Consider the following 14,058-nt stretch of genomic DNA (forward strand, 5'->3'; position numbering starts at 1 on the left):
GATGAATTCGCTAAGCGAACCGGCTGCTCACCCCTGTTCCTGCAGCCTCCGGGCGATTGCCCGGTGCAGGTCGGGTGCTGCCGAGACAAGTGCCTGCGCGGCCTCCGTCTGCGGATGGTCCAGCACTTCAGATGTCTTGCCGCGCTCGACGATCCGCCCTTCATGCATGATCAGAACGTCGTCTGTTATGGCGCGGGCGACGGTCAGGTCGTGTGTGATGAAGAGATAGGCCACGCCCAGCTTCTGGTTGAGCTCGGCGAACAGGTCGAGGATTTGCGCGCGGATCGAGACATCCAGCGCCGACACAGGCTCGTCCGCCACCACCAGCTTGGGCCGGGTGATGATGGCGCGGGCGATCGACAGGCGCTGGCGCTGGCCGCCTGAAAACTCGTGCGGGTATTTCTCCATGTCGGAACGGCTGAGGCCGACTTCATGCAGGGCGCGACCGACCATGTCGCGACGTTCCTTGCGGTCTGGCTTGCGCTCGAGAAGATGCAGCGGTTCGCCAACAAGCCGCTCGACGGTGTGACGCGGGTCGAACGAGCCGTAAGGGTCCTGGAACACCACCTGCATGTTGCGGCGGGCGCGGCGCATGGCGGTCTCGTCGGCGCGGGTAATGTCCATGCCGCGAAACTTGATGGTTCCATCGGTGGGGGTGTCGAGCGCAAGGATCATCCGCGCAAGGGTCGACTTGCCGCAACCGGAGCGGCCGACAAGCGCTACCGAAGCGCCCGGCTTCATCTTGAGCGAGACGTTGTCGACGGCGCGGACGGGTTCCGGCTTCGAAAACAGCGACCGTCGCCGGCCGGGATAGTCCCTGGTCAGATTGGCGACGTCGAGCAGGGTGTCGGGTGCGGTTTCGTCGATATGAGGCCTGACGCGGGCCGGCACGTGCATCGAGGCCAGAGCCAGCTGGCGGGTGTAGGGATGGGTTGCCTCCGACAGCGTTCGTGCGGTGTCGCCACACTCCGTCACCATGCCCAAGCGCAGGATGGTGATCCGGTCGGCCATTTCGGTGACGACGGCGAGGTCGTGCGAGATGAACAGCAGGCTCATCCGGTTTTCGCGGACCAGTTCCTTGAGCAGGTCGAGGATCTGCGCCTGCAGCACGACGTCGAGTGCGGTCGTCGGCTCGTCGGCGATCAGCAGTTTGGGCTTCAACGCGCAGGCGATGGCGATGGCGACGCGCTGCCGCTGGCCGCCGGACAATTCGTGCGGATAGCGCGACAGCGGGAATTTCTGCTCCGGCAGGCCGACCCGGTCGAGGATTTTCCGCGCTTGCGCCTCGGCCTCGGCCCGGCTCGCCCTTGTGTGCCACCTGATGCCTTCGGCGACCTGCTCGCCGATCGTCTTGACCGGATTGAGCGCTGTCATCGGCTCCTGGAACACCATGCCGATGTCGTCGCCGCGCAGCGCGCACATCTGGGCCTCGGTGGCAGAGAGAATGTCGATGCCGTCAAAGGTGACACGCCCCGTCATCTGCGATGCCGCAGGCGTGAGGCGCATGACGGCAAGTGCCGTCATGGATTTTCCCGACCCGGATTCTCCGACGAGCCCCATCACCTCGCCGGGTTCGATGGCGAGGTCGATCTCCTTCAGCACCTGCGTCCGGCCGATCCTGAGCGACAGCTTTTCGATCTCGAGCAGGCTCATGGGCGACGCCTCGAGCGCGGATCGAAGATATCTGAGATGCCGTCGCCGAGCAGGTTGAGCCCAAGCACGGTGATCAGGATCGCGCAGCCGGGGAACAACGCCAGCCATGGCGACACCATCATCAGCGTCTGCGCGTCGAACAGCATGCGTCCCCAGCTCGGCATCGGCGGCTGCGTGCCGAGCCCGACATAAGACAGGGCGGCCTCGGCCAGGATGCCAAGCGCGAACTGGATGGTGCCTTGCACCAGGAGCAGGTTGGCGATGTTGGGCAGGATATGCTCGACGGTGATGCGGCTCTTGTTCTTGCCGGCGGCACGGGCGGCAAGGATGTATTCGCGCGGCCAGATCGACAACGCGCCGGCACGCGCGACGCGGGCGAAGACCGGGATGTTGAAGATGCCGATGGCGATGATGGCGTTGATCGCGCTCGGTCCGAAGACAGCGGTGATCATGATCGCCGACAGCAATGCGGGAAAGGCGAAGACGAGATCGTTGAAGCGCATCAGCGCCTCGTCGACCCAGCCACCACGCGCTGCCGCCCAGCAGCCGAGCGGCACGCCGATGCCCATGCCGATGACGACCGCGACAAGCGCCACGGCGATCGAGTTGCGCGCCCCGATCATGATCATCGACAGCACGTCGCGGCCGAAATGGTCGGTGCCGAACCAGTGCGCGGCGGAGGGCGGCTGCATGCGGTCGGCGACGACGAGCCTGGTGACGTCGAAGGGGGTCCAGAAGAACGAGACGGCCGCCATGGCAGCGACGACCAGGGCGATGACGAGGCCGATGACGAAAGAGCGGTTGCCGAACGCGCGGCCGACGAATTCGCCGAAACCTTCTCTGTGAGGTGTCGCTTCGTTCATTGCCGTGCCCTGAGGCGCGGGTCGACCAGCGCATAGGACAGATCGACGATCAGGTTGACCAGCACCACGGCGGCGACCAGCAGCATCACCACGCTTTCGACGACGATCAGGTCGCGCTGGGTGATCGCCTGGAAGACAAGGCGTCCCAGGCCCGGCAGATAGAAGACGTTTTCGATGATGATGGTGCCGGCGAGCAGGAAGGCGAATTGCAGGCCCATGATGGTCAGCACCGGGATCATGGCGTTGCGCAGCGCGTGCCGCCACAGCACTGCGCGCATCGGCATGCCCTTGGCGCGTGCCGTGCGGATGTAGTCCTCGTTGAGCACCTCGATCAAGGCGGCGCGGGTGACGCGGGCCAGGATCGCCGCCTGCGGCAAGGCGAGGGCGAGCGCCGGCAGGATCAGCGCCTTGAGCGCCGGCCAGATGCCGTTGCCCCAGCCGGGAAAGCCGCCGGCGGGCACCAGCCGCAACCAGACGGCGAAAACATAGACAAGCAGCAGCGCGAACCAGAAATTGGGCATGGCGACGCCGACCTGTGCCACGGCCATGGCAGCGGTGTCGCCAGCCTTGCCACGGCGCGCGGCGGCGAACAGGCCGACGGGGATGGCAATGAGTGTCGAAAGCGTCAGGGAGATCACCGCAAGCGGGAAGGAGACGACAAGCCGCTCCCTGATCAGGTCGATCACCGGCACCGAATAGGTGTAGGATTTGCCGAAATCCAGCCGGAGCAGGCCGCGGATCCAGTCGAGATAGCGCAGGATCATCGGCTGGTTCAGCCCCATCTGCTCACGCAGCAGGTCGACCTGCGCGTCACTGGTGTTCATGCCCAGCATCAGCCGAGCCGGATCTCCGGGGACGACCTCGAGCATCAGGAACACGACGAGCGAGGCGACGATGAGGGTCGCAATTCCGATCAACAGGCGTTTGAGCAGATAGATCGTCATCAAGCGCAAACTGCCCGAGAAAATGCCGCTTCGAAAGCTCGCAAAGGTTGCAGAGAAGCGCAGTTCACAGAACTCTTGCGATGCTCCCAGAAATAACGGCGACGAAGTTCGTCGCGAGTGCCTTCATATCGGCAGGCAACATGCCGTGCTTCCGCCAAGCGGGTGGTGGCGCACCCGAAGGCGCGCCACCTTGTCATCAGTTGACCCACTTCACCTTGGTGAGGTCGTTGGCCTGGATGGGCGAGTTTTCCCACAGGCCTTCGACCTTGGCGTCCCAGATGCCGACCTTGGGCAGTTCGAACAGGAAGCCGTTGACGGCATCGTCGGCGAGAATCTTCTGCGCCTGCTTGTAGAGCTCGGTGCGCTTGGCCTCGTCGGAGGTCAGGTTGAGCTCGTCGATGACCTTGTTGAAGGCCGGGTTGTCGTAATTGAAGTAGTAGTCCTTGCGGGCATAGATATCGATGTCGTTGGGCTCGGTGTGCGAGACGATCGACAGGTCGTAATCCTTGTCGGTGAACACCTGCTTGAGCCAGTCGGCCCATTCGACCGGGATGATCTGCAGGTCGATGCCGATCTCGCGCAATTGCGAGGCGATGATTTCGCCGCCCTGGCGGGCGTATCCGACCGGCGGCAGCTTGAGCGTCGCCTTGAAGCCATCGTCGAGGCCCGCTTCCTTGAGCAGTTCCTTGGCCTTGGCGATGTCGTGCGGATAGGTGCCCGTCAGGTCGACATAGGCCGGGTTGTGCGGGGCGAAATGCGAGCCGATCGGCGTGCCCAGGCCACCGGTCGCGCCGTCGATCAGCGCCTTGCGGTCGATGGCATGCGCGATCGCCTGGCGCACCTTGAGATTGTCGAAGGGCGGCTTCTTGTTGTTGGTCGACAGCACCGTTTCACCCTCGGTGGTGCCGATGACCACCTTGAAGCGCGGGTCGGCCTTGACCTGGGCGAGCGCATCGCCGAGCGCAAAGTTGGGCAGCGCCTGCACGTCGCCCGAAAGCAGGGCAGGGATGGCGGCGGCGGCGTCGGGGATGATGCGGAACTCCGCCTTGTCGAGCGCCACCGGATCGCCCCAGTAGCCATCGGCCTTGACCAGCGTGATCGACGAGCCCTTGGCCCAGTTCTGGAACTTGAAAGGGCCGGTGCCGACAGGCTTTTCCTTGTTGGTCTCGGCGCTCTCCGGCGCAACGATCACCGCGTCGCCCCAGCCGAGATTGTAGAGGAACGAGCCGAGCGGGTTCTTGAGCGTCACCTTGACGGTGGCCGGATCGACGACCTCGATGGTGTCGATCGGCGCAAACAGGCCCTTCTGCGCGTTGACCGAGTTTTCGCCGCGAGCGCGGTCGAGCGAGAACTTGACGTCGGAGGCGTCGAAGTCGCTGCCGTCATGGAATTTCACGCCGGAGCGCAGCTTGAAACTGTAGGTTTTGCCGTCGTCGGAAATCGTCCAGCTCTCGGCGAGGTCGGGGAGCACCTCGCCGCGTGAGCCGATGCGGGTCAGGCCTTCGAAGACATTGGCATAGAAGACTTCGTCGATTGCCGCGGCAGCACCCGCTGTCGGATCGAGATGTGGCGGCTCCAAAGGCATGCCAAGCACGAGGTCGGTTCGGGCAGCCATGGCGGCGGTGCTGGAGGCCAGCGCCAGCGCCGTGGCCGCGAGAATGGTCTTCCACTTCATCAGATGGTCTCCCCGCTTGGATTTGTCAGGCCGGATAAAAGCGCGAATTTCCGGCCGAGTAAATCAAGTTTGTTGCAATCAAAGCATCGGATAAGGAATGAATTTCCGGCGCCATGTTGCTGTTTTGCTTGCCCGATCAGCCGTTGAACTGGCCGCGCAGCAAGATGTCCAGGCCGATTGCCATCACTTTGGCCGACTGGACCATGTCGTCGATGCCGACCCATTCGTCTGGACGGTGGGCGAGGTCGAGAATACCCGGGCCATAAGCGATGCAATCGTATAAATGGCCGATACGGGCGACGTGCTTCTGGTCATAGGTGCCGGGCGAGATGACATATTCCGGCTCCTTGTCGAAGATCTCGCGGATGCCCCGGGCGATCGCCGACGCCACCGGTGCGTCGCGCTCGGTCATCAGCGGCTGCACCTCCATGATGTCGCGGATCTCGTAGTCGAACTTCTTCCGCTCGCGCTTCAGTCGGTCGAGGATGCTTGTGACCTCGCCTTTGACGTCGGCGATGTCCTCCTCCAGCAGGAAGCGGCGGTCGATGGTCAGGCGGCAGCTGTCGGGCACGTTGGGTGAGGGCAGGCCGGGGCGGAAATCGTCGGTCTGGCCGCCATGGATCGAGTTGATGTTCATTGTCGAGCGCCTGGCGCCTTCCGGCACCACCGGCATTCGCGTCGTCTTGCGGTCGAGCGCGGGAAACAACTCCCGCTCGAAAGCTTCGAGCACGGCGCCCATGTGGCGCACCGCACAGTCGCCAAGGAAGGGCATCGAGCCATGTGCGATCTCGCCCTTGGTCTCGATTTCCGCCCACCAGACTCCGCGATGTCCGAGGCAGATGCGGTCCTTGTTCAGCGGCTCCGGAATGATGACGTGGTCGACCTTGGGTTTTGAGAAATATCCCTTGCCGGCGAGATAGGCGACGCCGCCGAAGCCGCCCGACTCCTCGTCGACGGTGCCCGAGATCTCGATGGCGCCTGGGAAATCCGGGTTGACGTCCATGAAGGCTTCGGCGGCGATAATCGAGGCTGCCAGCCCGCCCTTCATGTCGCAGGCGCCGCGGCCATAGACGCGGCCATCGCGGATCGTGCCCCCGAAGGGATCGACCGACCAGCCTTCGCCAGCCTCGACGACGTCGATATGGGAATTGAAATGAACGGTGGGGCCGGGCACCCGGCTGTCAAAACGGGCGACGACATTGACGCGCGGATAGCGGTCGGTGTCGCCTGGCGTGCCCTCTGCCCTGACGTATTCGACGCCGAAACCGCGTTTGGCCAGGCGATTGCCGAGGTATTCGGCGCAAGGGCGATAGGCGTCGCCGGGCGGATTGATGGTCGGGAAGCGGATCAGCTCCGCCGTCAGTTCCGCCAGTTCTTCGCGACGGTCGTCTATGATCTTGAAAAGCTTGTCATACATGCGGTCGACAGTCTTCACTCTATCTGGCTTCACCTTGTCCGGATCGTTGCCAGTCTTGCCCATCCATCAGCCGCTGTCGAGCGCGCAGGCCGCCTGCTTGGAGCAGCCCGCGCAAATCGGTCCGCTCACGGGCGGACGGCGGTGACCTCGATCTCGACCAGCCAGCCGGGGGCGACGAGGCCGGCGACCTGCATGACCGAGCGGGCGGGCAGGTTCGGCTGCTCCTTGGTGCCGAAGAACTTGGTGTAGCCGTCCATGAAGCCGCCAAAGTCCATCTTGCCGCCCTGTGCCGGATCACCGACGAGGAAGACCTGCATCTTGACCACGTCGCCCATCTTGAGGCCGAGCCCTTCGAGGGTCTTTTCGATCGATTTCAGCACCGATTCCGTCTGCGTTCTGGTGTCGCCATAGGCGGCAAGGCTGCCCTTCTCGGCCTTCTCGTCGATGACCGAGGGCACGGCGCCGCTGACATAGACCGTCGTCTTGCCGGCGGGGACTTCGACGGCCTGGGCGATCGGAAAGTCCGAATTGGGGTTCTTGTGGCGCACCACATCCTCAGCCAGCGCGCTGCCCGAGAGCAACAGGCCGGCCACGAGCGTGGCGGCGCAGATCCGCAGTGTTGTCATGTCTTTCTCCTTTTGCCGCATGAAATGAAGCAGCCAGCAGGATCACCGGCTGCTTCGGTCGCTGGAGCTGGCGCTCCAAACCTGGTGGATCCAGGCCGTCTGGTGGCCAATCCGGCGTCGATCCGTCAGCGTGCCCCGGCGACGTCTTCCACCGTCACCGGATCCTTGTAGTCGTTGCCGAAATTGGTCCTGACATAGTTGACCACGGCGGCCACCTGGTCGTCGCTCATCATGCTGCCGACGGGCGGCATGCCCTTCTGGCCGTGCAGGATGACGTAGACGGGGTAGCCGCCTGATTCCAGGTTCTCGTTCTTGGCCAGTGCCGGATATTTGCCGGCCCCGACCGCGCCTTGGCCCTGGTCCATGTGGCAGGCCTGGCAGACATTGGCGTAGAGTTCCTGGCCGGTCTTTTCGGAGAAATTGTCACCGTCGCTGAAGGTTGCGCCGGCGGAGTCGGCGAGGGCGGCGCCGGCGGACAATGCGGTGAAGACAAAGGCGGCGGCGAGTTGGCCGATTGGGTGTTTCGATTGCTGGGTCATGTCGACATGCCTTGCGAAAAATGAGGATGAGGGATGAGCGGCCAAAGCCGTCATCCCGCCACGACGCGCTGGTGCAGCCTGGTGATCGCATCGAGCGACGACAGGATCGCGCCTTCCATCCACGCCGGGATGTAGGAGACGTGCTCGCCGGCGAGCACGATGCGGCCATCGATCTGGCAGAGGTTGTCGTAATGCTCCTTGCGCGCTTCCTCGGTCCAGTCGCCGGCGCAGCCGAGCGTAAAGGGCGAGCGGTGCCAGGCCATCGAGATGCCGTTCTCGAACTCGTCCTTGTATTGCGGGTGGATCATCGTGCCGTATTCGACGGCGCGCTTGACGCGCTCCTCCGGCGCCATCGAGGTGAACTCGTAGGAGTGCGGACCGTTCCAGGTGTAGGCGCCGAGCAACACGCCCTTGCCGTTGGTGTTGAAGCTCGTGCTCGGATAGGAGATCTGGGTGATCGGCAGATCGGTGTAGCTGACACCGCCGAAGATCAACTCGTCCTGTTCCCAGAAACGCCGCTTGAACTGCAGGCCGACCTTGACCGACGAGGCATAAGGCACGGCTTCGATCGCCGCCTGCATCGGGGCGCCGACATTGATCTCGATCTGGCTGAGAATGGTCAGCGGAATGGTACAGATGCACCAATCGGCCTTCTCCTCGGCCATCGTGCCCGGTTTCTGGACGTCCTCATAGGTGACGGTGACGCCCTTGTCGTCCTGATGGATCTTCGACACCTTGGCATTGTAGGTGATCAGGTCGCCGACCTCCTTGGTGAAGGCCTTGCCGATCATGTCGATGCCGCCAACCGGCTGGAACATCGTCGTCTGGAACTCGTAAAGGGCGAAATTGGCGAGGCTGCCCCACAGGCCCGAGCTCAATATGTCGGTCAGCGCAATCGGATCGCTCGGCACGGGGGCAGCCCCGAGGCCGCCGCCGGGATCCTTGGCGAAACCGCGGAATTCGGAGTTTGCTATGCTCTTGGTGTAGGCATAGTCCTTGTCGAGCGCACCCCAGGAGCGCAGGGCCTCGACCAGCATCTCCTGGTCTTCCTTGGTGACGCCGCCTTCGAGCTTGCCGGTGTGGGCAACCTTGGCGAGCAGTTCGGAGACATGGCCCTGGAAGTCGATCTTGATGTCGCGCACGCGCTGCGGCTTGCCGCCGAACGCCTTGGACGAATGCAGGAAGGCGTTGTGGTTGAGCTGCTGGAACGGCTCCAGCGTGACGCCGAGGCGCCGGCAATAGGCGAGCAGACCGTTGTGGTGATAAGGGATTCGCCACGGGCCGGGATTGATGTAGAGGCCTTCGTCGAAATCGCATTTCTGCGTCGCGCCGCCGAGCTCGGTGTAGGTGTCGCCGCCGCGCAACGTCCAGTTACGCCCGCCCGATCTGTTGTTGTATTCGAGAATCTTGACCTTGTAGCCGGCCTGCCGGAGCTCGAGTGCGGCCGTCATGCCGGCGAGGCCGGCACCCAGGATAAGCACGCTGGCGCCCTTCGGATCGCCCTCCAGTTTCACCGGTCCCTTGTAGCCTGACTCAACCGCGAGACCGAGGCTGGTCATCGCCTGGTACATCGCGGCAGTGCCTGCCGTGAGGCCGATCAACGACAGCAGGTTTCGCCTGCTCATGCCGCTAAAATATTGGGATGGTTGCATTTTTGAGATCCTCCGGGCGACGGTCCGCCGTGGGCCGCACGTTATCCGGCTGGAGCATCTTGGAACGTGGCTCCAGCTGCGACGGGCAGCCTATGCCCATACCGGGTCGAGTCAACTGGGCCAGACGGGGCGGCGAGGGGCACTGACTTGGGCCACCTGAAAGTCGGCGAAAATTCACGCCATCAACCTCAGGTTGCTGATCTGGTTGCATTCATCTTCCGAGTTCAGTTTTACCAACCGTACAGCTTTTCGTGCTCCCATCGTCGGTGGGCAGGGAAAATACTGCCGGTTTGGGGAGTGTGCGAAGAATGTACAGGGCTCTCTTCTTCATGGTCGCCGCATTGGGCTTTGCTGGCGTTCCAACTCAGGCACTTGCCGATGTTCTTGTCGCGCGGGTCAGTATCGCGACGCAGACCATGACCGTCAGCTTCGACGGGCGGGTGATCCACCAATGGCCAGTTTCGACGGCACGCAGGGGATATGTCACGCCACGCGGCAGCTGGCGGCCGAAGCGCCTGCATCGGATGTGGTATTCGCAGAAATACGACAATTCGCCGATGCCCTATTCGGTGTTCTACAATGGCGGCTATGCCATCCATGGCACGGGTGCGGTCAGGCAACTGGGCCGTCCGGCATCACATGGCTGCGTCCGGCTGCAGACGGCGAATGCCGCGAGGTTCTATTCGCTGGTCAGGGAAGTCGGTGCGAGCAACACGCGGATCGTCGTCACCAACTAGCGTTTGCTGGCGGAAACATACATGCCATTTGCGCCGATATCAGCATTTCTGTTGCAGAATTGCTTCATGCCGCGATGAAAGAGCTTGAACTGAACGGCTCAAGAATTGCTGTCGATCAAGACGGTGCTAATGTGACCGCCAACTGAGTTTCGGGGCGACGTGCCTACGAAAAGGCCGGGGAGTGGGGGCTCCTCGGCCTTTTCATTTCTGGCGTGACTTTAGCCGTCTGGTCTAAGTTGTTGTCTCGGTATAGACAAATTTTGCCGTAGAGAGCCGTTTTCGGGCATTTCCTTTCAGCCGCCGCCTCGCTAGGACTCTTGTTCAGGGAGGCCGCCGGATGAAGTCAGAACCGCATGTAGCGCTTTCGGAACCCGTCTCCGACGAGGTCCGCAAGACCACCTGCTACATGTGCGCTTGCCGCTGTGGCATCGACGTCCATCTCAAGGACGGCAAGGTCCGCTACATAGAGGGCAACCGGGACCATCCGGTCAATCGCGGCGTTCTGTGCGCCAAGGGTTCGGCCGGCATCATGCAGCACTACGCGCCGGCGCGGCTGCGCGCGCCGCTGCTCAGGACCGGGCCGCGCGGTTCGGGTGAGTTCAAGGAGATTTCCTGGGACGATGCGCTGGAGCTGGCGACCGGCTGGCTGGACGGCGTGCGCCATGCCGATCCGAAGAAGCTGGCCTTCTTCACCGGCCGCGACCAGTCGCAGTCGCTGACCGGCTTCTGGGCCCAGCAGTTCGGCACGCCCAACTACGCCGCCCATGGTGGCTTCTGCTCGGTCAACATGGCGGCCGCCGGCATCATGACCATCGGCGGCGCCTTCTGGGAATTCGGCGCGCCCGACTGGGACCGCACCAAGCTGTTCGTGATGTTCGGCGTGGCGGAGGACCACGATTCCAACCCGCTCAAGATCGGCATTTCGAAGCTCAAGAAGCGCGGCGCGCGCTTCGTCTCGGTCAATCCGGTGCGGACCGGCTATTCGGCAGTCGCCGACAACTGGATCGGCATCCGGCCCGGCACCGACGGCCTGCTGATCCTCGCCGTCATACATGAACTGCTGAAAGCGCGGAAAATCGATGTCGACTACATCGTGCGCTATTCCAACGCGACCTGGCTGGTCGTCGATGCGCCCGGAACCGCCGAGTACGGACTTTTCGTCCGCGATGCCGAGGGCAAGCCGCAGATCTTCGAATCCGTCACCGAACAGGTCGTGGCATTGGGCAGCAAAGGCGCGCGGGCCGCACTTTCCGGGCGTGTCGAGCTGCCCGACGGCCGCTTTGCGGTGCCGTCGTTCCAACTCCTCGCCGAAAAATACCTCGACCCGCAATATGCGCCGGAGGCGGTCGCCGCGGAAACCGGCGTCGCCGCCGACGTCATCCGGGGCCTCGCTGCCGAGATCGCGCGCGTCGCCTTCGACGAGGCGATTACGATCGACCAACCCTGGACCGACATGAATGGCGAGCGCCATGAGGCGTTTGTCGGGCGTCCGGTGTCGTTCCATGCCATGCGCGGGCTTTCGGCGCATTCGAACGGCTTCCAGACGGCGCGCGCCCTGCACATGCTGCAGGTGCTGATCGGCGCTGTCGACTGCCCCGGGGCCTTCCGCTTCGAGCCGCCTTATCCCAAGCCGATCGAGGCGCATCCGACGCCGCACGGCAAGGCCGAGCATTTCGGCTCCAACAAGCCTTTGTCCGGCCCGCATCTCGGTTTTCCCCGTGGGCCGGAAGATCTGCTGATCGATGCCGACGGCAAGCCGATGCGCATCGACAAGGCGTTTTCCTGGGATGCACCGATCTCGGCCCATGGCCTGATGCACATGGTGATCGCCAATGCGCATGCCGGCGATCCGTACCCTGTCGATCTGATGTTCCTCTACATGGCCAACATGGCGTGGAACTCGTCGATGAACACCGCGGGCGTCATCAAGATGCTCGAGGACAAGGATCCCGCGACGGGCGCCTACCGCATCCCGAAGATCATCTATTCGGACGCCTATTCCTCCGAAATGGTCGCTTATGCCGACCTGGTGCTGCCCGACACGACCTATCTCGAGCGGCACGACTGCATTTCGCTGCTCGATCGGCCAATCTCCGAGCCGGATGCGGTCCAGGACGCCATCCGTTGGCCGGTGGTAGAGCCGGATCGGGATGTGCGCGGCTTCCAGAGCGTGCTGATCGACCTTGGCGCGCGGCTCAAGCTGCCCGGTTTCGTCGACAGCCGCGGCAAGGCGCTCTACGAGGACTATGCCGACTATATCGTGCGCCATGAAAGGCGGCCGGGCATCGGGCCGCTTGCCGGCTTCCGCGGCAGCAATGGCGACCGTGCCGGGCGCGGGGCGATCAACCGTAACCAGCTCGATCGCTACATCGAGAACGGCTCGTTCTTCTCAGCACATATTCCGCTCGAAGCGCAGTTCTTCAAGCACGCCAACAAGGCCTATCAGGATTTTGCCGTGCGCATGGGCTTCTTCGACGAGCCGAAGCCGGTGACCTTCCAGCTCTACCAGGAATCACTGCAGAAATTCCGGCTCTCGGCCGAAGGCCTGCGTGAACCGGTGGCGCCCGAGACGCATCGTGAGCGCATCCTCGCAACCTTCGATCCGCTGCCGATGTGGTATCGGCCGTTCGAGGAGGCGGCGGTCAGCCGAGAGGACTATCCCTATCATGCCATCACCCAGCGACCGGCGGCGATGTACCATTCCTGGGGCTCGATGAATGCCTGGCTCAGGCAGATCCATACACGGAACCCGCTCTATGTGCCTGGTCCGATCTGCGACGAGATCGGGCTCGTCGATGGCGACTGGGTCTGGGTGATTTCGCATCACGGCCGCATCAAGGTCGAGGTCGCGCGGATGGAAGCGGTCAATTCGAGCACGATCTGGACATGGAATGCGATCGGCAAGCGCGCGGGCGCCTGGGCGCTCGACAAGGATGCACCAGAAGCCAAAAAAGGCTTCCTGATGAATCACTTGATCCATGAACTTCTACCGCCGAAGGGCGACGGGATGCGCTGGTCGAACTCGGATCCGGTGACCGGCCAGGCGGCGTGGTACGATCTGCGCGTGCGCATCGAGAAAGCCGAACCGGCAGAGGTCAGCGAGCCGCATCTTGCCGCCGTCGCGCAACCCGGCGGAGCACGTCCGCATGCTGACGAGCTGCGCTACGGCCAGGAGTGGGCGGAATGACCAGCCTGCCGTCACTGCCGACACCGAAGAAGCTTGGCCTGGTCATCGACCTCGACGTCTGCGTCGGCTGCCATGCCTGCGTCATCAGCTGCAAGGAGTGGAATACCGGCGGCTATGGCGCGGCGCTGTCCGACCAGGACCCGTATGGGGCCGATGTCTCTGGCACCTTCCTCAATCGCATCCACACCTTCGAGGTCGTGCCGGAGGGTGGGCAGTTGATCGGCGAGGCGGGAGAGGCACGCATCGTGCATTTCCCCAAGTCATGTCTGCATTGCGAGGACGCGCCCTGCGTCACCGTCTGTCCGACAGGCGCCTCCTACAAGCGCGCCGAAGACGGCATCGTGCTAGTCGACGAGAGCAAGTGCATCGGCTGTGGCCTGTGCGCCTGGTCCTGCGCCTATGGCGCGCGCGAGATGGATCTGGCCGCCGGGGTGATGAAGAAATGCACGCTCTGCGTCGACCGCATCTACAACGAGACGCTCAAGGAGGTCGACCGGGTGCCGTCCTGTGTCCGGACGTGCCCGGCCAATGCCCGGCATTTCGGCGATCTCGGCGATGCCTCATCAGAGGTCTCGCGCATGGTGGCCGAGCGCGGCGGCTACGACCTGATGCCGGAGCAGGGCACGCGCCCGACCAACAAGTACCTGCCGCCACGGCCGCGCAAGCCGCTGGCCGCAAGTGCCGGTTCTGCCGTGCTGGCTGAGAACACCGACGGCGCCAAAGGGTTCTTTGCCTGGCTCGACGGCATGCTGGACCGGATCTGAA

At 63.5% G+C, this 14,058-nt stretch carries 11 protein-coding genes; 3 read left to right on the forward strand and 8 right to left on the reverse strand.

Going from position 1 to position 14,058, the window contains the following annotated elements; translation table 11 throughout:
* Nucleotides 1-27: 27 nt before the first annotated feature.
* The 8 genes from N7E70_RS14440 to N7E70_RS14475 form a co-directional block, all read right to left on the reverse strand.
* Entirely contained in the window at nt 28-1,653 is a 1,626-nt protein-coding gene (locus N7E70_RS14440; protein ID WP_263006754.1) for an ABC transporter ATP-binding protein, read from the reverse strand.
* On the reverse strand, nt 1,650-2,516 hold the full coding sequence (locus N7E70_RS14445) for an ABC transporter permease (protein WP_263006755.1): 867 nt from the start codon (nt 2,514-2,516) through the stop codon (nt 1,650-1,652). Before N7E70_RS14445 ends, N7E70_RS14440 begins: the two co-directional genes overlap by 4 nt.
* Nucleotides 2,513-3,460 (reverse strand): ABC transporter permease, encoded by a 948-nt coding sequence (locus N7E70_RS14450; protein ID WP_263006756.1) that lies wholly within the window; start codon nt 3,458-3,460, stop codon nt 2,513-2,515. Before N7E70_RS14450 ends, N7E70_RS14445 begins: the two co-directional genes overlap by 4 nt.
* 196 nt (nt 3,461-3,656) lie before the next feature.
* Nucleotides 3,657-5,135, reverse strand: a complete 1,479-nt coding sequence (locus tag N7E70_RS14455) for an ABC transporter substrate-binding protein (RefSeq protein ID WP_442866460.1) — start codon at nt 5,133-5,135, stop codon at nt 3,657-3,659.
* A gap of 136 nt (nt 5,136-5,271) precedes the next feature.
* Nucleotides 5,272-6,552, reverse strand: coding sequence for an acetylornithine deacetylase/succinyl-diaminopimelate desuccinylase family protein (locus N7E70_RS14460; RefSeq protein WP_263006869.1), 1,281 nt, complete (start codon nt 6,550-6,552; stop codon nt 5,272-5,274).
* A 125-nt stretch (nt 6,553-6,677) separates the two neighbouring features.
* Complete coding sequence (locus tag N7E70_RS14465) at nt 6,678-7,178, reverse strand: RidA family protein (RefSeq protein ID WP_263006757.1); 501 nt, start codon at nt 7,176-7,178, stop codon at nt 6,678-6,680.
* Nucleotides 7,179-7,303: 125 nt separating this feature from the next.
* Complete coding sequence (locus tag N7E70_RS14470) at nt 7,304-7,717, reverse strand: c-type cytochrome (RefSeq protein WP_263006758.1); 414 nt, start codon at nt 7,715-7,717, stop codon at nt 7,304-7,306.
* A 50-nt stretch (nt 7,718-7,767) separates the two neighbouring features.
* Nucleotides 7,768-9,369, reverse strand: coding sequence for a flavin monoamine oxidase family protein (locus N7E70_RS14475; RefSeq protein WP_263006759.1), 1,602 nt, complete (start codon nt 9,367-9,369; stop codon nt 7,768-7,770).
* 308 nt (nt 9,370-9,677) lie between these two features.
* Here N7E70_RS14475 and N7E70_RS14480 point away from each other — a divergent pair, with 308 nt between their 5' ends.
* From N7E70_RS14480 to N7E70_RS14490, 3 genes are all read left to right on the forward strand, one after another.
* Nucleotides 9,678-10,106, forward strand: coding sequence for a L,D-transpeptidase (locus tag N7E70_RS14480; RefSeq protein WP_083948557.1), 429 nt, complete (start codon nt 9,678-9,680; stop codon nt 10,104-10,106).
* Nucleotides 10,107-10,443: 337 nt separating this feature from the next.
* Nucleotides 10,444-13,293 (forward strand): molybdopterin oxidoreductase family protein, encoded by a 2,850-nt coding sequence (locus N7E70_RS14485; RefSeq protein ID WP_263006760.1) that lies wholly within the window; start codon nt 10,444-10,446, stop codon nt 13,291-13,293.
* Nucleotides 13,290-14,057, forward strand: a complete 768-nt coding sequence (locus N7E70_RS14490) for a 4Fe-4S dicluster domain-containing protein (RefSeq protein ID WP_263006761.1) — start codon at nt 13,290-13,292, stop codon at nt 14,055-14,057. The genes N7E70_RS14485 and N7E70_RS14490 overlap by 4 nt, the downstream gene beginning before the upstream one ends.
* Nucleotide 14,058: the final 1 nt, after the last annotated feature.

This window comes from Aminobacter sp. NyZ550, assembly GCF_025628925.2.
Taxonomy (GTDB): Bacteria; Pseudomonadota; Alphaproteobacteria; order Rhizobiales; family Rhizobiaceae; genus Aminobacter; species Aminobacter ciceronei.

What these genes read in the sequence shown, in the direction of transcription:
- N7E70_RS14440 (WP_263006754.1), bottom strand. Translation starts at nt 1,653, where the DNA reads ATGAGCCTGCTCGAGATCGAAAAGCTGTCGCTCAGGATCGGCCGGACG.
- N7E70_RS14445 (WP_263006755.1), bottom strand. Translation starts at nt 2,516, where the DNA reads ATGAACGAAGCGACACCTCACAGAGAAGGTTTCGGCGAATTCGTCGGC.
- N7E70_RS14450 (WP_263006756.1), bottom strand. Translation starts at nt 3,460, where the DNA reads ATGACGATCTATCTGCTCAAACGCCTGTTGATCGGAATTGCGACCCTC.
- N7E70_RS14455 (WP_442866460.1), bottom strand. Translation starts at nt 5,135, where the DNA reads ATGAAGTGGAAGACCATTCTCGCGGCCACGGCGCTGGCGCTGGCCTCC.
- N7E70_RS14460 (WP_263006869.1), bottom strand. Translation starts at nt 6,552, where the DNA reads ATGTATGACAAGCTTTTCAAGATCATAGACGACCGTCGCGAAGAACTG.
- N7E70_RS14465 (WP_263006757.1), bottom strand. Translation starts at nt 7,178, where the DNA reads ATGACAACACTGCGGATCTGCGCCGCCACGCTCGTGGCCGGCCTGTTG.
- N7E70_RS14470 (WP_263006758.1), bottom strand. Translation starts at nt 7,717, where the DNA reads ATGACCCAGCAATCGAAACACCCAATCGGCCAACTCGCCGCCGCCTTT.
- N7E70_RS14475 (WP_263006759.1), bottom strand. Translation starts at nt 9,369, where the DNA reads ATGCAACCATCCCAATATTTTAGCGGCATGAGCAGGCGAAACCTGCTG.
- N7E70_RS14480 (WP_083948557.1), top strand. Translation starts at nt 9,678, where the DNA reads ATGTACAGGGCTCTCTTCTTCATGGTCGCCGCATTGGGCTTTGCTGGC.
- N7E70_RS14485 (WP_263006760.1), top strand. Translation starts at nt 10,444, where the DNA reads ATGAAGTCAGAACCGCATGTAGCGCTTTCGGAACCCGTCTCCGACGAG.
- N7E70_RS14490 (WP_263006761.1), top strand. Translation starts at nt 13,290, where the DNA reads ATGACCAGCCTGCCGTCACTGCCGACACCGAAGAAGCTTGGCCTGGTC.